The sequence below is a fragment of the Paenibacillus sp. FSL R7-0273 genome (assembly GCF_000758625.1).
Classification (GTDB): domain Bacteria; phylum Bacillota; class Bacilli; order Paenibacillales; family Paenibacillaceae; genus Paenibacillus_AQ.
The window spans coordinates 3,128,117-3,146,825 of record NZ_CP009283.1; the positions used below are offsets into that span (position 1 = coordinate 3,128,117).

An 18,709-nucleotide genomic window follows, 5' to 3' on the forward strand; every position below is an offset into this window, starting at 1 on the left:
GTTATACTAACTCTAATTTTCATTGAAGGGAAGGGTGAGAGATGAGTACAGTTACAACCGCAGCCGGACTTCGTCCGCTGGGACAATCAGAGCTGTACGTATCACCGCTGGGCCTGGGCTGCTGGCAGTTCAGCCAGGGCAGCGGAGTGGTGGGGAAATACTGGAGTAAGCTTGAGAACTCCGACATCCTCGACATAGTAAAGGTCAGCCTGGAAGGCGGCATGAACTGGGTGGATACGGCGGAAATATACGGGGCCGGCAAATCCGAGCAGGCGCTTGCAGCGGTGCTGGATCAGCTCAGGCTTGAAGGCAGCCCGCATGCCGATCCGCTGATTGCCACTAAGTGGTGGCCGATGCTCCGCACGGCAAGCTCCATTACCGCCACAATCGATGAGCGTATTCGTTGTCTGGGAGGCCGGCAAATTGATGTTTATCAGATTCACCAGCCCTACTCTTTATCTTCGATCGCTAGTGAGATGAAGGCTATGGCCGGGCTGGTTAAAGCCGGCAAGATCCGTTATGCCGGGGTCAGCAATTATTCAGCCGCACAGATGGTTAAGGCACATCGTCTGCTGCAGGAGCACGGGCTGAGGCTGGTCTCGAACCAGGTGAAGTACAATCTGCTGCACCGCAGCATCGACAATAACGGCACAATGGCTGCCGCCAAGGAGCTGGGCATCTCCATCATTGCCTACTCCCCGCTGCAGCAGGGCGTTCTGACCGGGCGTTTTCATAGTGATCCGGATCAGATCAGCCGGCTGTCCATGATCAGACGGATGCAGTCCGGGCTGAATGAGAAGGGGCTGGCCCGCAGCAGGCCGCTGATTGAGCTTTTGTCGGCTCTTGCCGACAAGTATGCGGCAACGCTGGGGCAGGTCGCGCTGAACTGGCTGATTCATTTTCACGGTGAGACAGTCGTAGCCATTCCCGGAGCCTCCAAGGTACGGCATGCAAGAGAGAACATTGGAGCGATGAATTTCAGGCTGGAGAGACAAGAGCTGGAGCAGCTGGATGCGGCTTCCCGGGCGGCACTGAAATAGCATTCTATAAATAGCTTTAGGCCTGATTCAGGGCTTAAAGCTATTTTTATTAAATAAAAATGCAAAATTGTGCAAATTAACTGTTTAGGATTGGAAACGTAAGGGTAAATAAGGATAAGTTCATTCGCATCCGCGCAAAGGATGCAGATTTCGGAAGGAGGCTGAACCATTATGAACATGGCAGTACATAATCTTATGGCTTTCAATCATCAATATTTTAGACCTCAACCGGTCACTGAACCCAAACCATCCAGAACAGATGATAAATCGCAGAGCTTTCAGGACATACTTAACGAGAAGCTGAGTAACAACAGCAAGCAGAAGCGGTAACCTGAAGAATGATGAAGCAATGATTACAGTATAATCTATAAACTTAAATAGAAGCCGGATGCTGACCCGAGGGTGCAGCATCCGGCTTCTTTGTATCCTCAGGTTAATGTATTCCGGCAGCCTTCTGCAGCCGGGCGGCAATTTCCAGAAAATCCTCCTCGGAAATGCCGGGTGCGAATTCTTCCGGAACCTCAGGAGCCTCGGCTATCGGATGACCCTTAGGGGAACCCTCTACGACCTCAAGCGGCTGTCCGTCTTCCGGGTGAGGCCCTTTCCAGATTTGCTTAATCGCCGTGAAATCACCCTCACTGTTCGTATACAGCTTGGTGTGAAGTCCTTTAGACTCATACTTATGCGTTTCTGTGAATGCCTTGTTGCTAAGGGAAGGAATGGGTACGAGCTTGCTGACATCTACGCCGGTAGCCATCTCCAGTGCTTTCGCATAAGCCACCACATGAACGCCTCCGCGTACTAACAGATAGCCGACAACCTCGCGGGCGGCCGGATGATCGGTCAGTTCATACACCTTCATCTTATGGGCTCTCGCGCCGCACTCCAGAAAGAAGTTGTGCAGCAGATCCAGAATCAGGTTGCCGCTGTTAAACACGTATTCACCGCTCCAGGGCCGGCCCATCGAATCTATCGGCAGGGCTGACTGGGCGCCGGCAAGCGCAAAATAAGTATTGCGCATATCCTTGAACGGATTAAGCGGCGTCTGGTCGGGCTCTTTGTATTCCGTGGAGCCGAACTGGCACTTGTTTACCGCATGTGCAACCAGCTCCACATGTCCGAGCTCTTCTGCCGTAATGCTGGTGACCAGATCATAGAAAGGCTTCAGCTTTTTTTTGGCGCGGAAATTAAAGGACTGGAACAAATAATTGTTAAGGGTGGACATTTCGCCGAATTTTCCGCCCATGAGCTCCTGCACCGCAGCAGCAGCATTAGGGTCCGGACGCTCAACCTGAGGGATTTCGATCAGAATTTCATCAAAACGCTTGAACATTAGAGCACCTCACTATAGATTGGTATCGGCTATCAGCCGCTATTCGCTCTATAGTGTCTCCTGATGCACAGACCCTACTCATAATATTACAAGTTTTCAATGGGGGCTAACGTTTTCCCCGGACACGCTGTGATTTGCGGAGCTTGGGCTCTGAGCCCGGAGCCTGCTTGCTTATCCATTTCAGATAGGAAGCAATCTGCGGATCATGCTGCAGGGCCTCCAACGTAGTAAGCTCCAGGTTCACGAGATCATCATTGGTATAGAGCGCATGAATCTGCCGGTGGCAGGCTTTACAGAGAAGGGCGGTCGGCTGCAGAATGCCGCCTTTTTCCTTGGGGACCAGGTGGTGGACCGTTGTAACGAGAGGAGAGCGTCCGCATAATTCACAGGTGTCTGAGGCATGTCCCTTCATAAGCTAGCCTCTGACCTCGAAAAACTGGCAGGTCCGGCGGGAATAATAGGTTAAATCGCTGACCCGCGACTGGATGATTACATCTGAATCGGTGAAACGGACAACGGTTGCCCCCGAATTAACCAGATGATCATTTTCAAAGACCCGAACCGGCAGCTTGCGGTCAATGGCTTCCTGCAGATCGCTGTCGGTAAATAGCGGGCGGTTGATGGGCATGGGAACATTCTCCTTTTTGTGTGCTGTGAATATAAAGATGAAATACAACCAGTATAACTTTGTGGGGGAGAGAAATCCAATCCCTGGAGCACCTGCCGGGACAGGGCTTGCAGTGGAAACGCAATCACTTTTATACTATGGCAAATATTTGGAGAGGACTGAAGCAGAATGAAACTGGATAACAAATTTGCATATGTACCGCTGGTTCTGCAGTGGGTCCTGAATTGCTCTCTGATTGTGCTGGCGCTGATCCTGACTGTTTTTTTGGGCAAGGAAACGCTGGAGATTTTTCATTTTATTAATGATGACGGGGCTTTATCGAAGCTGGAGCTGCTGGAAGGCATTCTGGTCTACTTCATGTACTTTGAATTTATAGCGCTGATTATTAAATATTTTGAGGCGAAATATCATTTCCCGCTTCGTTACTTCATCTATATAGGCATTACCGCCATCACCCGCCTGATTATTATTGATCATGAGAGCCCTATGGATACCCTGGTTTATTCAGGGGCCATTCTGGTCCTTGTGATCACACTCTTCATCGCCAATTCCAGTCAAATGAAGCGGGAATCGTAAGTATTTCAACCATAAATCGGAAGTTTGCCTCCTCTGCAAAAGGTTTCTCCTACGGTACACTAAGTCTTGTAAGAGAAACCTTTGAGAGGGGTACAGAGGAATGAAAAAAGCAAAGAACCTGGCGTTGACACTTGCGTCCATCATGCTCGTAGGATCACTGGCAGCATGCGGAGGCAATGACAATGCCGGAAATAACGGCGGCAAAGAAAATGCGGGTAACAACGCAAAAAGCACGAATACACCTGCTGCAGAAGAAACCGCAAAACCGGCAGAAAAAGTGGAGCTCTCCTTCTGGACACTCGGTAACGTCAACTATGAAGAGCTGGCGAACGAGTATACCAAGGAGCATCCGAACGTTACGATTAAAATCCAGAATACCGGTGACCAGACTGCCCACCACAACAATCTGACTACCGCTCTGTCTGCGGGCTCTGGCGCACCTGATATTTTCCAACTTGAAATCGGTTTCATGGAGCGCTTCATCAGTGCCCAGGACAAATTCTATAATCTGAACGACCTCGGCGCCAAAGATATTCAGGCCAACTATCTGGACTGGAAATGGAAGCAGGCTTCTTCAATCGACGGCAGCTTCCAGCTCGGGCTTCCTACGGACATCGGGCCGACTGTTGTATACTACCGCACGGATCTTGTTGAAGCAGCCGGACTGCCAAGCGATCCTGAAGGCTTCAGTGCAGCAATCGATACCTGGGACAAATTTGCTTCTGTAGCGAAAGCCTACAAAGACAAGACCGGTAAATACTTCTCCGACTTGACTGACCTGACTTACAACGCTCTGCGCGACCAGTCTGCAGATGAAATCTACTTCAGCAAGGCTGACGGCAAGTTCATCGGCGACACTAATCCGCAGGTTAAGAAAGCTTATGATTTCACTGTAAAAGGCATCCAGGAGGGATGGATCAGCAACTATCTGCTGTGGTCTCCTGAGTGGGGTCAAGGCATGAGCGACGGTTCGTTCGCTGTTGTAATGGGTCCAGCTTGGATGGCTGGTAACATCAAGAGCAATGCGCCGGATTCAGCCGGCAAATGGAAAATCGCACAGCTGCCTGAAGGCGCCGGTAACTGGGGCGGATCGTTCATCACCCTGCCTAAGGAAGGCAAGCACTCCAAAGAAGCTTATGATTTCATCCAGTGGATGGTTAACAAGGACAATCAGCTGGAATCCTTCAAAACCAAAGGTCTGATGCCTTCTATTCCTGCACTGTATGAAGATCCTGCATTCGTAGACTTCAAGGATGATTTCTTCGCCGGACAGCAGACAGCAGTAGAATTCGGTAAAGCGGCTAACCGCGTAAAACCGGTATACTACGGACCGCTGCATGACCAGACGGATACCTTCTTCAAGAATGCGCTCAAGAACGTAATCGAGAAGAAAGCGGATCCTGCAAAAGAGTGGGATGAGGCTGTTAAGCAGGCCAAGACTCTGGCAGAACGCAGCTAGACTGCGCCAAGCATGATATGAACCGGATATCCGGATTCCTGAGAGAGCAGGCAGCTCCCGGGAGTCCGGATTCTTCGGAAATAAAGCTTTCTTAATTAACCTGGAGGTGTGACATGGCAGAACCCGTAATTACGAGTCCGCATGCCGAGAGCAAACGCCCTTTTTTAACTGAACAAAGACGGAGCCGGATTACGGCCTATACCTTTATCTCACCGTTCTTTATTCTGTTCTCGATATTCGGACTATACCCGATCTTTTTTACCTTCTATTTATCGTTCTTCAAATGGGATGCGCTCAACCCGATGAAATTCGTCGGCTTCAAGAACTATGATCTGGTCACCAGTGACCCGACCTTCTGGATCTCCTTCAGCAACACGCTCATTATGGGCCTCATGGGTACTGTCCCGCAGGTTATGCTGGCACTGCTGCTTGCCGTGCTTCTGCATTCGGGAATGACCAAATTTAAAAAGACGTTCCGTATTCTTTACTTTATGCCGAATATTACGTCCATTGTGGCCGTAACGCTCGTATTCAGCACCCTGTTCGGCAATAACGGGATGATCAACTGGATGCTGAACGGCCTCGGGCTTGATAGTGTTGCCTTTAACTCCGGCTGGTGGGGTGTCAAAATCGCCATTTCCACGATGGTTATGTGGCGCTGGACGGGCTACAATGCCATTATCTTCCTGTCCGGTCTGCAGAGTATTCCGATGGACCTGTACGAATCCGCCCGTATTGACGGCGCGAACCGCAGACAGCAGCTGTTCTCGATTACATTGCCGCTGCTTAAGCCGTTTATTATTTTTGTATCCCTGCAGTCGACAATCGGCGCCCTGCAGCTGTTCACAGAGCCATATGTATTCCTGGGCCAGGCCGGCACCGGTTCTACACGCCAGGAAGGGATTACCATGGTTACATATTTGTACAGCGAAGCGTTCCGCAACGGCTTCTTTGGTACAGCAGCGGCAACGGCGGTTATGCTGTTCCTTGTTACAATTCTGTTCTCCATCCTTAATATGCTGATTTCCAGAGGTTCAGGCGGAGAGACTGGAGGCAAAAAAGCATGAGTACACTGCGTATGTTCAGAAAAAAACCGGATGATCTCGGCTTCTTCGGCAAGCTGGGCTTTTATTTCCTGCTCATTCTCGGGGCGCTGGTCTCCGTCTTCCCGTTCTACTGGATGTTTGTGGTCGGAACCAACGATAAAGGGGCTGTATTCCATGTGCCGCCGCTGCTTACCGTGGGTGACCAGTTCTTCATCAATTTTAAGCGTGTACTGGAAAAAGCGGATTTCTTCCAGGCGCTCGGCAACTCACTGTTTGTATCCTCCATGGTAACGGTGTCGGTCGTGTTCTTCTGTACACTGGCCGGGTATGCTTTTGCCAAATATGAATTTCCGTTTAAAAATGCACTGTTTGTGTTCGTTATCGCTACGCTGATTGTTCCTCAGCAGCTGGGTGTACTGCCGACCTATGTCATTATGGCAAAGCTGCACTGGATCGACAGCTACAAGGCGCTGATTGTGCCGGCGATGGTCAACGCCTTCGGCATCTTCTGGATGCGCCAGTATATTTCTTCGGCCGTGCCGACCGAGCTGATAGAGGCCGGACGGATCGACGGCGGCGGCCATTTCCGGATTTTCTGGAATATCGCCGTGCCGGTCATTACGCCTGCAATGGCAACGCTGGGCATTCTTAACTTCATGACGGTATGGAATGACTTCTTCTGGCCGCTGGTTGTGCTGAAGAACAAGGAGCATTACACGATTCAGATTGCGCTGCAGCAGCTCTTTACAACCCGTGACGGTCTTGACTACGGCATGATCATGTCCGCGACCTTTACAGCGACGCTGCCGCTGCTGATTGTATTCCTGCTGTTCAGCCGCTGGGTTATTGCCGGCCTGACCTCGGGTGCAATTAAGAGCTAAAGCAAACAGGAAACAGGAACCTGCGTGAAGAATAGTAGATGAGGCAGAAACGGCAGCCCCCTTTATTAGAAAGGGAGGCATCCGTTTCGGCTGAGTCCTGCCAAGACAACAGGGGGAAGGTAAACGGCAATGAAGCTAAGACGCAAAATCCTGTTCGCTATTATTCTTCTCGTATTCATTCCGGTAATCGTGATGGGAATTGTTACGTATGTTAACTTTTCAAAAACAATGGAGAAGAAATCGAGCAGCTTTTACTGGATTTCGTTACTTGAGACAGACCGCAAGCTTAAATTTGCACTCAGTGAAATATCGTCCATCACCAATTCGGCCATTACCCAGCCTGCCATCCAGCAGTCGCTGAAGCAGCCGAATTTTGTGCTGACCTACGACCGTAAGCAGGAGATCAACAACCTGCTGATCAATCATCCGATGATCACCTCGTTCAGCCTGTACGGCAAGGACCGGCTGCTCTACCAGTACAATGCTCCGATGTCTTTTGCCGATATGCATAAGCAGGTATGGTATGGTGCTATGGAAAATGCCGAAGGCCGGCCTGTCTGGTCGGGACCAGGAGAGAACGGCTCGGAGGCGGCAGGCAAGCCGGTGCTGGTGCAGGCAAGAGTCATTAAAGATTACTACTCGCTGGAGGATATCGGCTATCTGGTAGTTTATGTTAAGCCGGATCTGCTGGACCAGATCTTCTGGGAGGCGGCCACGCTGAAGAAGGGCGACATTCTGCTGGTCAACAAGCAGGGGAATATCGTCTTTAACAAGTCCGGGGAGCATATCGGGCAGCGTACGGAGTTTCCTTTTCTGCAGGCGGATTATACCCAGAGTCAGGACTATTACATTGACAATTATCAGGAAGAGAAATCGCTGATTACTTTCCTGCCTTCACATAATACGGACTGGTATCTTGCGGCGATCACCCCGATGAATCTGATCTCCTCAGAGTCAGACTCCATCCGTAATCTGGCGATTATTCTGGGAACGGTTTCACTGCTGTCCGCCTTTTTGTTCGACCGCTACTTCGTCAGGAGGCTGGTGCGCAGCATTAACAGTGCGGTCAACGGGATGAAACGGGTTAAACAGGGCATTTTTATGCCGATCACCACACCGCTGCGTTCAGATGATGAGAGTGATCTGCTGATCGACGGCTTCAACCGGATGAGCTCACAGATCAGTGAGCTCATCCAGCAGGTGCAGACCGAGCAGGGGCGTAAGAAGGAAGCGGAAATGCAGGCGCTTATGGCCCAGATTAACCCGCATTTTATCTACAACTCGCTTGAATCCATCAACTCGATGGCGGTGCTGGCCGGTAACCGTGATATCAGCAAAATGGTCATCTCCCTCGGCAAGCTGCTGCGTATCAGCATCAGCCAGAATCAGGAGCTGATTCCGCTGCAGATGGAGCTTGAGCATGTGCGGCATTATCTGGACATCCAGAAATTCCGGTTCGAGGATAAATTCAGCTACCGGATTGAGCTGCCGGAGGAACTCAGGCAGGTGATGACCCAGAAGCTGATTGTCCAGCCGATTGTCGAGAATGCGCTCTATCACGCCATTGAGCAGATGGAGGAGCACGGTGAGATCACGATCAGCGCACAGCGCAGCCGCAAGGATCTTATTATTATTGTAAAGGACAACGGGCCCGGCTTTGACCTCGCTACAATGATGAGCCTGTGGGACACGGAGCACAGCAATCCCAAGAAGTATGCGGACAGCGGTGTCGGGCTGCGGAATGTGCATGAGCGCCTGAACATCCGCTTTGGCCATCCTTACGGTATTATGGTCTGTTCCTCCCCGGGATTCGGTTCAACAATCTGTATCCGGATTCCGACCATACAGCCATGAAGCGTCTAAACGGGATGAAAGCGGGGAGTAATGCTGTGAGATGGTTAACCAAATGGGGCTGGATTCTGCTTTATATCGCACTGATGGCCGGAGCGGTATTGTTTATTTCGTTCGGCAATAAGGAGCCGATTGAGGACAACTCTCCTGAGAAAATAACGCTGACCTTCCGCCACTTCTGGCAGAAGGAGCATGACCGGCCGCTGCTGGCGATCTTTGAGGAGGTCGTTAAGGAATACCAGCAGGACCACCCGAATGTAAAGGTGAACTTTGAAGGGCTGGACCAGACCATTCACCGTGAGCAGAAGCTGAAAAGTGAAATGGTCACCGGTACCCCGCCGGATATGTTCGTATTGTTCGGCGGCGCTGAAATTGAGCCTTATGTACGGTCTAACCGGCTGATGGACCTGACCGGGTTCGTACAGGAGAACGGGCTGAACAACCAGTTCAGTGATCTGCACCTGTGGACCTTTGACCAGCATATTTACGGGCTGCCGATTGAAGGGAATGCCGAGCCGCTGTATTACAACAAAACATTATTCAAGAAGCTGGGCATCAAGCCGCCCGGAACGGTCAGCGAGCTGGATAAAACCATCCGGAAGCTGAAGGAGGCGGGCATTGTCCCGTTTGCGCTCGGCAATGAGGACCGCTGGCCGGCCGGGATTTTTGCCCATTATCTGATGGACCGTTATGCCGGACCGGAGCTGATCCAGAAGCTGGTTATAGGCAAAGACGGTGCAGCCTTTGTGAATAAGGCCTATCTGGAGGCGTTCAGCCATCTGGAAACATGGATTGGCGAGGGAGCCTTCAGCCTGGACTCGAATGACACTTCGCCGGAAAATGCGGTACGCATGTTCACTGGCGGCGAAGCCGGGATGTATCTGAACGGGAACTGGGATATTAACCTGTTCACCGGGGAGACGGCTCCGGCAGGCTTCGAAAATGAGGTCGGTGTCATCCCGTTCCCATCGCTGGCCGCCGGGACTGAGCCCTCCATAGCAGGAGGCTATACCATTGGAATCGGCTTGTCCTCCGGTCTGACCGGGGCGAAGCGCGAAGCGGCGCTGGAGCTGATGAAAGCCTTCTATACAAAGGAAATCCAGACGCGGATTGTGTATGAGGGGTTAAGAATCCCGTCCATGCGGATTGATTTTGATCCGGAGAAGACCGGACCTGTATTCGCTCAGGTGATGGAGATTATGGCCAAGGACCGCCAGAGCTTCGTGCCTTATGACAATCTGCTGTCACCGGAAGTGAAGAAAACCTTTCTAAGTGTCATCGAAGAGATGATAGACGGCGGGCTGTCGGCGCAGGATGCCCTGCAGCAGCTGCAGTCCGCGTCGGAGCAGTACTGGAATCTTATACAGAGCTCGGCTGTAGAATAAATCTGGGAGGTGCGGGAAATGGGCGGACAGCAAGAACAATACAAAGTGCTGCTGGTGGATGATGAGCCAATCATTCTGCGCAGCTTAAAGGTGGCGATCCCCTGGGAGGAGCTGGGCCTGACGATTGCCGGTGAAGCCCGCAACGGGGAGGCTGCGCTGCGCCTGATTGAAGAAATCTCACCGCAGATCGTGATCAGCGACATCCGGATGCCGGTCATAGACGGCATAGCTTTAATGAAGACGCTGCTTCCGCAGAATCCGAAGCTGCTGTTTATTTTTATCAGCGGATACGGAGAATTTGAGTATGCCCGGGATGCCCTGCGGCTCGGTGCCTTTGATTATCTGCTGAAGCCGATAGACCATGACGAGCTGTCGGAAATGCTGACCCGGGCGCGGGCCAAGCTGGACCGCCAGAAGGAGAACGAGCAGCTGATGCACTCGGTACAGATGCTGTCTACGCTGGCCCGTGAGCGGATGTTTGCCGAGTTCACGCTCGGCAATCCTCGGCCCCTGCAGCATCTGAAGTGGCTGGAGAACAGCGAGCTGGAGCGCGAATATTTCATGGCAGTGGTCCGGCTGGACGACTATGCCTCGCTCACATCCAAATGGAGTGCCGAGGAGAAGCATCTGTGGCTGTTTGCAATCCGCAACATTCTGGAGGAATGGTCGCTGGAGAACGGGGCCTTATCGATTTTTCCATTCTACAACGGTGAATGGGTGCTGCTGTTCCCGGGAAGCCTCGGAACGGTCAGGAAGGAGCTCGGTGAGCGGCTGGTCGCGGATATTAAGCGCTATTCCAAGCTGCACTGCTCAGTCGGGGTCAGCCGCAGCACCCGAGGCATTGACCAGCTGAGCACGGTTTATCCGCTTGCCGCCAAGGCGCTTTACCGCCGCTTTTATTCCGGTGAGGCCGGTGTATTCATAGAAGAGGAGACGCCGGAAGCAGCAGAACAGGAGGTCCAGTATCCCAAAGAGCTGGAGCTGTCGCTTATTGAGAGCATACGTACGTTGAATCTGGAGCGGATGCTGCTGCTGTTCGATGAGATGTCCTGCTTCATTGAAGCACAGGCCCTGCCGAAAGAACTGGCACAGCGGGTCATCATCGAGCTTGTTGTTGTCCTGTACAGACAGTTCGAGCAGATGGGCCTGCAGGCCGAGTGGTCGCTGGAAGGGCTGCTCGGGAAGCTGCAGGGCCTGGGGACATTGACGTCAGTAACTAATGTGCTGAAGCAGGATTTCCGGGACTGGATGCTGGAAGGCAGCAGACAGGCGGTGCGCGATGACGGCCGCAGTGTGGTCGACAAGGCCAGACGGTACATTGAGGCTAACTATCATAAGGATCTGAGCATTGAAGAAGTGGCCGAGGTAGCAGATCTGAGCATCAGCCATTTCTGCACCCTGTTCAAGCAGGTCTCCGGCTATACGTTCCTGGAATTTGTAACTCACTGCCGGATGGAGAAAGCAAAGGATATACTGCAGAACAGCAGTGTGAAGGTGTACCAGGTGGCGCCGCTGGTCGGCTATCAGGACCCGAAATATTTTACCCAGGTATTTAAGAAGGCTACGGGAAAGACGCCGACGGAATACCGGGAAGAGGTTGTGAGACTGGCTGGTGAAGGCTGAGGAAGAGGGGCCGGAAACGCCTGAGTTAATGCTTATAAAGTGGAAGCCCGCTGAGAAGGTATAAGCAGCATTGTATACAACAAACGACTAATTAAATATTGCAGCCGCAGCTGTCTGGAGTGGACGTCATCCGGAAGCTTCGGCTTTTTTTGTTTTTGCGCAGTATGACAAATGTCATACCCGCTCCTTGATGTTTATGTCTTACGGCCATGACACTTCCTTCACTATAATTAAGGTAAATAAATGTAAACGTGAGCGCACATACAAGGAGGAACCGACAGATGTCCAAGAGCAGCACCTCAGCCCAGCTCTCCAGCCTGAAGAAAAGCGTGGCCCCTTTTGAAAAAAACGACCGTAAAGCAAGTATAAAGCAGATGATTAATACGCTGGGTCCGTTATTCCTGCTATGGGCGGCTGCCTATTTCAGCCTGTCCGTATCTTACTGGCTTACCCTGCTGTTTGCAGTGCCGGCAGCGGGCTTTGTCATCCGGACCTTTATTATTTTTCATGACTGCTGCCACGGCTCCTTCTTCAGGAACCGCAAAGCGAATGATATTCTTGGAACCATCACCGGTGTGCTGACCCTTGTCCCTTACCGCCAATGGAAGAGAAGCCATTCCATCCACCACGCCGGCAGCAGCAACCTCGATAAACGGGGCATCGGCGACATCTGGATCATGACGGTTGATGAGTATATTGCGGCTAAGCCGCTGCAGCGCCTCTGGTACCGGATCTACCGCAACCCGCTGGTTATGTTCGGCGCAGGCCCGATTGCCGTGTTCCTGATCCAGTACCGCTTTAATGTAAAAAGCGCAAGACGGCAGGAGCGGATGAACACGTACCTGACAAATGTGCTGATTGCAGCGCTATATGCGGGAATGATCTGGGCTGTCGGCTGGCAGGCGTTTCTCTTAGTGCAGCTGCCGATCGTATTCGTCTCCGGATTCCTGGGCATCTGGCTGTTCTATGTGCAGCATCAGTTCGAGGACACTTTTTTTGAGCACGAAGAAGAGTGGAGCTATGTTATGGCAGCTGTAGAAGGAAGCTCCTATTACAAGCTGCCTAAGCTGCTGCAATGGATTACCGGCAATATCGGCTTCCACCATGTACACCATCTGGCACCCAAAGTGCCTAACTATAATCTGGAGCTGGCCCATAATGCGACGCCGCCCCTGCAGAAAGCAACGACGATTACAATCGGCACAAGCCTGAAGGCACTACGTTTCCGCCTGTGGGATGAGGAGAATAAGGGCTTTGTCAGCTTTAAAGAAATTAAAGACCGCCTTCGGCAGCCGCTGCCTCCTGTGGAGGGGCTGAAGATACAGAAAACCGGACTGCAGGCCGAATAGCATGCTGCCGGAAGCAGTAGCAGGGAGAGGAAGCAGACACGCAGATCAGTCGCGGGTGCGCTTCTTCTCTTTTTTTGCCGCAGACTATGCTAAAATGGGGGTACAAACTTGCTGGCAAAAAGGATGGCTGATATGCAGAAGTGGCATCATATTTTTCATAAAAGCACGGGTCTGAGCCCTTACGTATGGGTTGTGTTCTATATTCTCCCGTTCTATTCGATCTTCCGGATGTCCTCGGTGGACCGCTGGGTGTACGGCATTGTGATGATTATTTTGTTTTTTGCCTGTTATGTGCTGGCCTTCAAATCGCGGGGCTGGCTGGTCTACTTCTGGACGAGTGTGCAGATTATTGTCTCGATTACAATGACGCTGATGTTCGGCTATATGTACTTCGCGCTGTTTCTGGCCTTTTTTATAGGAAATATTCAGAGCCGGGCGGGCTTCTTCACCATGTATACGATTCACCTGCTGACAACGATTGTGGCGATCAACTATGAGCTGATTACGCGCAATCCGGTATTTTTATCCCAGCTGCCCTTTGTGCTGGTCAGTATCATTGCTGTAGTGCTGCTGCCTGCCACCACCTACAACCGCAACAACCAGGATAAGCTGCAAGGCCAGCTGGAGGATGCCAACAAACGTATCTCCGAACTGGTCATTATGGAGGAGCGGCAGCGGATTTCACGGGATTTGCATGATACACTGGGTCAAAAGCTGTCGCTGATCGGGCTTAAGAGCGACCTGGCCGGCAAGCTTATCAACAAAAACCCGGCGCAGGCGATTGTAGAAATTAACGATGTCAGACAGACGGCAAGAAGCGCGCTTAAAGAGGTCCGGGAGATGATTACCCAGATGCGGGGCATCCGGCTGGAGGATGAGCTGGTGCGGATCAGGCAGCTTTTGCAGGCGGCAGAGATTGAGTTTGAGCTGGAGGGCAGTCCCAAGCTGGACAATATCTCCTTAATTACAGAAAATGTGCTCAGCATGTGCATTAAAGAAGCGGTGACGAATGTTGTCAAGCATAGCGGTGCCTCGCAGTGCCGGATTCAGATTGAGCCCTCCCGTACGGATATGATTGTCAGGGTATCTGATAACGGCAGGGGACTCCATTCTGCTAATCTGGATTATAAGGGCCATGGCATCCAGGGGATGCGCGAACGGCTGGAATTTGTTAACGGAAGTTTAGAGCTGCAGCACCTTAACGGGACTACCATTACGGTCAAGGTGCCGGCAGTAATCAAGCAGCTGGAAATGGAGGCGAAAGAAGGATGATTCATATTGTGATTGCTGAAGACCAGCGCATGCTGCTGGGCGCATTGGCTTCGCTGCTGGATCTGGAGGAGGACATGAAGGTTGTGGGCCGCGCAGGCAACGGGGAGGAAGCAGTGAAGCTGGTGCAGCAGCATAAGCCGGACATCTGCATCATGGACATTGAAATGCCGGCAATGACAGGCCTTGAGGCGGCAGAAGCGCTGAAGGGCTCCGGCTGTAAAATCATGATCCTGACTACGTTTGCCCGGACCGGTTACTTTGAGCGTGCTGTAAAAGCCGGTGTGGATGCCTATCTGCTCAAGGACAGCCCCAGCGAGGAGCTGGCCCTTTCCATCCGCAGCGTCATGGCCGGCAGAAGAATCTATGCCCCCGAGCTGATGGACGAAGCGTACAGCAGTGAAGCGAACCCGCTGACCCAGCGGGAGAAGGAGGTGCTCGGCCTGATCGCCGACGGCAAAAATACCAAGGAAATCGCCAGCCAGCTCTATATTACGACGGGGACTGTGCGCAACTATATTTCGGTGATTCTAGACAAGCTGGATGTCGGTAACCGGATCGAGGCGATCACACGCTTTAAGGAAAAGGGCTGGTTTAAATAAATAATTCAGGCAGGATTGTGCTGGCAGCGTACCGGCGCTTTAGAAGGAGGGACTTTATAGGTCCGTCCTATTTTTTTTGGGGCAGAACATATCGCACCGTTGCTTTGCGTAGTTCCTATTTCCCAATTTTCCCATAACGGGGCCTGTTAGATTGGAAGCACAGCTTATTTTTGCTAATATAAATGCAAACATGTGATCTTATTCCCGGATAATGGGTAATAGAGGTTATGTGCCTTTTTTCTGCACATTATTGTATATTTCAGTTTACAAGTCGGGAGGAATCTGATTTGCCTGAACTCACATCATCCTATGTCGATTCACTAGCACCGAACACCGCCGCCATCAAGAACGGCCAGGGGCTGGTGCGTAAAAAGAGCTTCATCCAGCTGCACCGCACCGAGAACGGGGAGCTGCTGTTCGGACAATGTGCGGGAAGCGGGAAGACACCGTATGAATGCTCTGCGGATTTTGTAGCCCCGGACAGTCCGGTCTTCCGCTGCTCCTGTCCCAGCCGGCAGTTCCCCTGCAAGCATGCCCTGGGGCTGCTGTACGCTTATGTTGAAGGCCAGACCTTCACTGTGGCGCCTGTACCGGAGGACATTGCAGCCAAACGGGAGAAGGCTGAGAAACGTGAAGAGAACAAGGTGAAGCAGGCTGCCGAGGGCAGTACGGCTAAGCCCAAGAAGGTAAATAAATCTGCGCTTAAGAAAAAAATCACCGCCCAGCTGGAAGGCCTTGATCTCCTGGAGAAGCTGGTGCTATCCCTGGTCCGCGGGGGCTTGTCGGCCATTGATGCGAAGACGCTGAAGACGGTGCAGGAGCATGTGAAGCAGCTCGGGAACTATTATCTGTCCGGTGCCCAGATTGAACTCCGCCGTTTTGCGCTGCAGCTCGGCAAAGGAGAAGACCGTGAACAGGGTTATACATATGCGGTCCAGCAGCTGACCCGGCTGCATGCCTTTATCAAGAAAGGCCGCAGCTATCTCACTGCAAGAAGTGAAGATCCGGAGCTTGCGCTGGATCATGAATCAACAATCGACGAGTGGCTGGGCCACGCCTGGCAGCTGACCGAGCTGAAGGAATACGGGCTGACAGCAGATAATGCCGAGCTGCTCCAATTAGCCTTCTACAGCTATGACGATCAGGCACGCCAGGAATTTGTTGATCTGGGATACTGGCTGGAGCTGTCCTCCGGAGCGGTTCATAAGACGCTGCAATACCGTCCTTACAAGGCCGCTAAGTTAATGCGTGAAGAGGACAGCTTCTTTGAGGTGGCCCGTGTAGCGCAGCTTTACAAATACCCCGGTGATATGAACGCCCGGGTCAGATATGAGGAAATGTCGGCCAGACCGGTCACAGCGGATGATCTGGCGCAGGTTCATGCCCATGCACACCGTTCGTTTGCCGAGGCCGTTAAGCTGGTCAAGAATCAGCTGAAGAATCCGCTTGGTGACAAACAGCCGGTGCTGCTGCTCCATGCGGAAAGTATCGGAGTGAACGATCAGGGGGAATATATCCTTTCGGATGAATCCGGAGCACTGCTTGTGCTGGAGGATATTCCCGGCCTGTCCCAGGGTACGGCCGCGCTGCTGCCGTTCCTGCCGCAGGTCTGCCTGCAGAGCAGCTCTTTGTTAGTCATGTTTGAGCATGTAATGGACCGGGGCAGGCTTACAGCCCAGCCGCTGGGTATCGTCCATGCTGAAGGAATTACACGGCTGCTGTAATGAATAACAGGTCTGAAACATAGCCTTTGCATAATATCACCGGTAGGGGGACCGCGCATGAGTACAGCATTATTGCAAGAGCTTCATCAGGAGGTTAGAAGATTATACATTGCCGGAAGTGATCTGGCTGCGGAGGATTTCCGCCTGAAACGGCTGCTGCCGCAGTTCGAGCAGCTCGGTGAGCGGGCTCCTGTATTTAAACGGCTTGGTGAAGGGGTTGCCGCTCTTATCCGGCCGGCGGCAGCCGGTGAGGCTGCACCGGCAGTGAAGCTGCAGGACCTAACCCTGCTGCTGGAGTCCGTGCTGTATACCCAAGGCAGCACCGCGCCCTCAGGCGGCGTACCGGCTCAGCTGCAGGGCAGCTCTTTCGGGCTGGAAACCAAGGTTTCCTCCAGAAAGATTGCCGGAGTCCGTCAGGCATTGACTACAACCGGAAGCGGCAGATATGAGACAGTCCTTGAAGCGTTCAAGGACGGCGTATTCCAGGATCTTCGCCTGCTCCCGCTGGCCGTCAGCGCACTCGGCGATCCCTATGCGGAGCTTGCTGACTTTGCCATGAACAAGATTGTGCCGTCCTATGGACCGGCTGCTGCTGATTATCTGGTAGGGCACTTTAATCCCGCCGGAGGAAAAAGCGAGGTCCGCAAGCTGCATGTGATCAAAGCGGTCGGCCGTCCGGAGCTGCTTGAAGAGATCTTCAAGGCCGCCGGCAGCGGCAGCGATGATGTGCGGGCGGCGGCTATACTCTGCCTGGCCGGTCAGCAGGAATATGTCCAGGCGCTGCTCGAATGGACTGCGGACAAGAAGAAGCCGATCCGGGAAGCAGCATATACGGCACTTGCGGAAGGCGGCTCGGCAGAGGGGCAAGAGCGGCTGTATGACGCTTTTGCCGGGAAGAAGGACCGGGAGCTGGCCGCCTATGCGCTGGCCAAATGGCCGTCTGCTCCGCTGGGGGAACGGCTGTCAGCCAAGTTTATGGAAGAGCTGAAGGAGGCTCTGGCAGCTGATCATAAAGACAGCAAAAAGAATGATGCGCTCTGGAACGTCATCTCGCTGTACCTGATAGCTCTTGCTGATATCCGTAATCCGCAGCTTGATGAAATTTTCCGTTATATTATTGAACAATATGACCGGTTTGCCGCTCTGGGCTGGCTGCATCTGCTTGACCGGGCGGCAAGTTATGAAGAGACTGCGCAATCGGAGCAGGGGCTTGAGCTGCTGCGTGAGCTGGATAATAAGAGCGTACGCTACCTGTCCTACTACTTCCGCGCAGCACAGCAGCTCCTCACAACTAAGGAGCTCTATAATGAGTTCGCCGGCGGATCGATGCTCGACAAGATGAAGGCGAGACTGGCTAAAGATGCCGCCACACGTAACCGTGTGCTGCAGGAGACGCTGGAGGAGCAGATCTTGAATGCGGAAAGAGTAACTTATGAGCTCTCCTGGGATTATGCCGGAGGCCGCCAGCAGTATGTGTGGGAGATGCTGTCTCCGGACCGGATCGCGGCTGAGTGGGACCCCCGATGGCTGGACTGGGCGATTGAACGGGATGCCCCGGAGCTGGTATCGGCTCTTGCCCGCCCCGGTCATTCCGGTGTACAGGAATATCTGCTTGCAAAGCTCAACCGGGAAGGCAAGCACCGTAAAGACTTAGACTTCGTGTCCAGTCTGTTCAAGGGACTTGAACGTGCAGGGTTCAATGAAACGGAGCGGCAGGAGCTGCTGATATCTGTGTTGGAGCAGCATAAATTTTCGAATCCGTATTCCATTCATTTTTATCTGCTGGAGCTGATGCTGGGCTTCCCGCCAAGCTATGCTGAGCGGATTGAGGCGGTCGTACCTAAATACCGCTATGAGAGCAAAAACCAGCTGGAGTACCTGGCCAGCTACCTGCGGAGCAAGCAGCAGGTTACCTGAAGGCGGTAGCTCGCGGAAATATACAT

17 protein-coding genes are annotated in these 18,709 nt (G+C 52.5%); 14 read left to right on the top strand and 3 right to left on the bottom strand.

Translation table 11 applies throughout. The features are described 5' to 3' along the window. The first annotated feature begins 41 nt into the window (after positions 1-41). Together R70723_RS13385 and R70723_RS33745 are read left to right on the top strand one after the other, a co-directional pair. A complete protein-coding gene (locus R70723_RS13385; RefSeq protein WP_039872730.1) occupies positions 42-1,040 on the top strand; it encodes an aldo/keto reductase in 999 nt (332 codons plus the stop codon). A 171-nt stretch (positions 1,041-1,211) separates the two neighbouring features. Further along, a complete protein-coding gene (locus tag R70723_RS33745) occupies positions 1,212-1,370 on the top strand; it encodes a hypothetical protein (protein ID WP_179087991.1) in 159 nt (52 codons plus the stop codon). Positions 1,371-1,473: 103 nt separating this feature from the next. On the opposite strand, the gene R70723_RS13390 is transcribed toward R70723_RS33745, so the two are convergent. The 3 genes from R70723_RS13390 to R70723_RS13400 all read right to left on the bottom strand — a co-directional run bounded on the left by R70723_RS13390 (position 1,474) and on the right by R70723_RS13400 (position 3,001). Then, positions 1,474-2,373, bottom strand: a complete 900-nt coding sequence (locus R70723_RS13390) for a manganese catalase family protein (protein ID WP_039872731.1) — start codon at positions 2,371-2,373, stop codon at positions 1,474-1,476. A gap of 106 nt (positions 2,374-2,479) precedes the next feature. Next, positions 2,480-2,785, bottom strand: coding sequence for an HNH endonuclease (locus tag R70723_RS13395; RefSeq protein WP_039872732.1), 306 nt, complete (start codon positions 2,783-2,785; stop codon positions 2,480-2,482). A 3-nt stretch (positions 2,786-2,788) separates the two neighbouring features. Then, positions 2,789-3,001 carry a hypothetical protein gene (locus tag R70723_RS13400; RefSeq protein WP_039872734.1) on the bottom strand — a complete coding sequence of 71 codons (213 nt, stop codon included), beginning with the start codon at positions 2,999-3,001 and terminating at the stop codon, positions 2,789-2,791. A 168-nt stretch (positions 3,002-3,169) separates the two neighbouring features. On the opposite strand from R70723_RS13400, the gene psiE reads away from it, so the two are divergent. The 12 genes from psiE (at position 3,170) to R70723_RS13465 (ending at position 18,683) form a co-directional block, all read left to right on the top strand. Further along, a complete protein-coding gene (gene psiE / locus R70723_RS13410; protein WP_039872737.1) occupies positions 3,170-3,577 on the top strand; it encodes a phosphate-starvation-inducible protein PsiE in 408 nt (135 codons plus the stop codon). A 100-nt stretch (positions 3,578-3,677) separates the two neighbouring features. Then, entirely contained in the window at positions 3,678-5,036 is a 1,359-nt protein-coding gene (locus tag R70723_RS13415; RefSeq protein WP_039872741.1) for an ABC transporter substrate-binding protein, read from the top strand. Between the two features lie 113 nt (positions 5,037-5,149). Continuing rightward, entirely contained in the window at positions 5,150-6,103 is a 954-nt protein-coding gene (locus tag R70723_RS13420; protein ID WP_039872742.1) for a carbohydrate ABC transporter permease, read from the top strand. Continuing rightward, positions 6,100-6,963 (top strand): carbohydrate ABC transporter permease, encoded by an 864-nt coding sequence (locus R70723_RS13425; protein WP_039872744.1) that lies wholly within the window; start codon positions 6,100-6,102, stop codon positions 6,961-6,963. Before R70723_RS13420 ends, R70723_RS13425 begins: the two co-directional genes overlap by 4 nt. Positions 6,964-7,092: 129 nt before the next feature. Beyond that, positions 7,093-8,817: a sensor histidine kinase gene (locus R70723_RS13430; RefSeq protein WP_039872746.1), complete on the top strand. Its 1,725-nt coding sequence runs from the start codon at positions 7,093-7,095 to the stop codon at positions 8,815-8,817. Positions 8,818-8,852: 35 nt separating this feature from the next. Continuing rightward, positions 8,853-10,199 (top strand): ABC transporter substrate-binding protein, encoded by a 1,347-nt coding sequence (locus R70723_RS13435; RefSeq protein ID WP_039872749.1) that lies wholly within the window; start codon positions 8,853-8,855, stop codon positions 10,197-10,199. 18 nt (positions 10,200-10,217) lie between these two features. Next, positions 10,218-11,822, top strand: coding sequence for a response regulator (locus R70723_RS13440; protein ID WP_039872751.1), 1,605 nt, complete (start codon positions 10,218-10,220; stop codon positions 11,820-11,822). A gap of 281 nt (positions 11,823-12,103) precedes the next feature. Continuing rightward, complete coding sequence (locus tag R70723_RS13445) at positions 12,104-13,171, top strand: Delta(5) desaturase DesA (protein ID WP_039872752.1); 1,068 nt, start codon at positions 12,104-12,106, stop codon at positions 13,169-13,171. 132 nt (positions 13,172-13,303) lie between these two features. Next, entirely contained in the window at positions 13,304-14,443 is a 1,140-nt protein-coding gene (locus R70723_RS13450) for a sensor histidine kinase (RefSeq protein ID WP_039878715.1), read from the top strand. After that, positions 14,440-15,042, top strand: coding sequence for a response regulator transcription factor (locus R70723_RS13455; RefSeq protein ID WP_039872754.1), 603 nt, complete (start codon positions 14,440-14,442; stop codon positions 15,040-15,042). The genes R70723_RS13450 and R70723_RS13455 overlap by 4 nt, the downstream gene beginning before the upstream one ends. Positions 15,043-15,329: 287 nt before the next feature. Continuing rightward, positions 15,330-16,766, top strand: a complete 1,437-nt coding sequence (locus R70723_RS13460) for an SWIM zinc finger family protein (RefSeq protein ID WP_039872755.1) — start codon at positions 15,330-15,332, stop codon at positions 16,764-16,766. 57 nt (positions 16,767-16,823) lie between these two features. Further along, complete coding sequence (locus R70723_RS13465) at positions 16,824-18,683, top strand: HEAT repeat domain-containing protein (protein ID WP_039872757.1); 1,860 nt, start codon at positions 16,824-16,826, stop codon at positions 18,681-18,683. Positions 18,684-18,709: the final 26 nt, after the last annotated feature.

Excerpts from the sequence above, each read along its gene's own strand:
- R70723_RS13385 (WP_039872730.1), top strand. The coding sequence starts at position 42 with ATGAGTACAGTTACAACCGCAGCCGGACTTCGTCCGCTGGGACAATCA.
- R70723_RS33745 (WP_179087991.1), top strand. The coding sequence starts at position 1,212 with ATGAACATGGCAGTACATAATCTTATGGCTTTCAATCATCAATATTTT.
- R70723_RS13390 (WP_039872731.1), bottom strand. The coding sequence starts at position 2,373 with ATGTTCAAGCGTTTTGATGAAATTCTGATCGAAATCCCTCAGGTTGAG.
- R70723_RS13395 (WP_039872732.1), bottom strand. The coding sequence starts at position 2,785 with ATGAAGGGACATGCCTCAGACACCTGTGAATTATGCGGACGCTCTCCT.
- R70723_RS13400 (WP_039872734.1), bottom strand. The coding sequence starts at position 3,001 with ATGCCCATCAACCGCCCGCTATTTACCGACAGCGATCTGCAGGAAGCC.
- psiE (WP_039872737.1), top strand. The coding sequence starts at position 3,170 with ATGAAACTGGATAACAAATTTGCATATGTACCGCTGGTTCTGCAGTGG.
- R70723_RS13415 (WP_039872741.1), top strand. The coding sequence starts at position 3,678 with ATGAAAAAAGCAAAGAACCTGGCGTTGACACTTGCGTCCATCATGCTC.
- R70723_RS13420 (WP_039872742.1), top strand. The coding sequence starts at position 5,150 with ATGGCAGAACCCGTAATTACGAGTCCGCATGCCGAGAGCAAACGCCCT.
- R70723_RS13425 (WP_039872744.1), top strand. The coding sequence starts at position 6,100 with ATGAGTACACTGCGTATGTTCAGAAAAAAACCGGATGATCTCGGCTTC.
- R70723_RS13430 (WP_039872746.1), top strand. The coding sequence starts at position 7,093 with ATGAAGCTAAGACGCAAAATCCTGTTCGCTATTATTCTTCTCGTATTC.
- R70723_RS13440 (WP_039872751.1), top strand. The coding sequence starts at position 10,218 with ATGGGCGGACAGCAAGAACAATACAAAGTGCTGCTGGTGGATGATGAG.
- R70723_RS13445 (WP_039872752.1), top strand. The coding sequence starts at position 12,104 with ATGTCCAAGAGCAGCACCTCAGCCCAGCTCTCCAGCCTGAAGAAAAGC.
- R70723_RS13450 (WP_039878715.1), top strand. The coding sequence starts at position 13,304 with ATGCAGAAGTGGCATCATATTTTTCATAAAAGCACGGGTCTGAGCCCT.
- R70723_RS13455 (WP_039872754.1), top strand. The coding sequence starts at position 14,440 with ATGATTCATATTGTGATTGCTGAAGACCAGCGCATGCTGCTGGGCGCA.
- R70723_RS13465 (WP_039872757.1), top strand. The coding sequence starts at position 16,824 with ATGAGTACAGCATTATTGCAAGAGCTTCATCAGGAGGTTAGAAGATTA.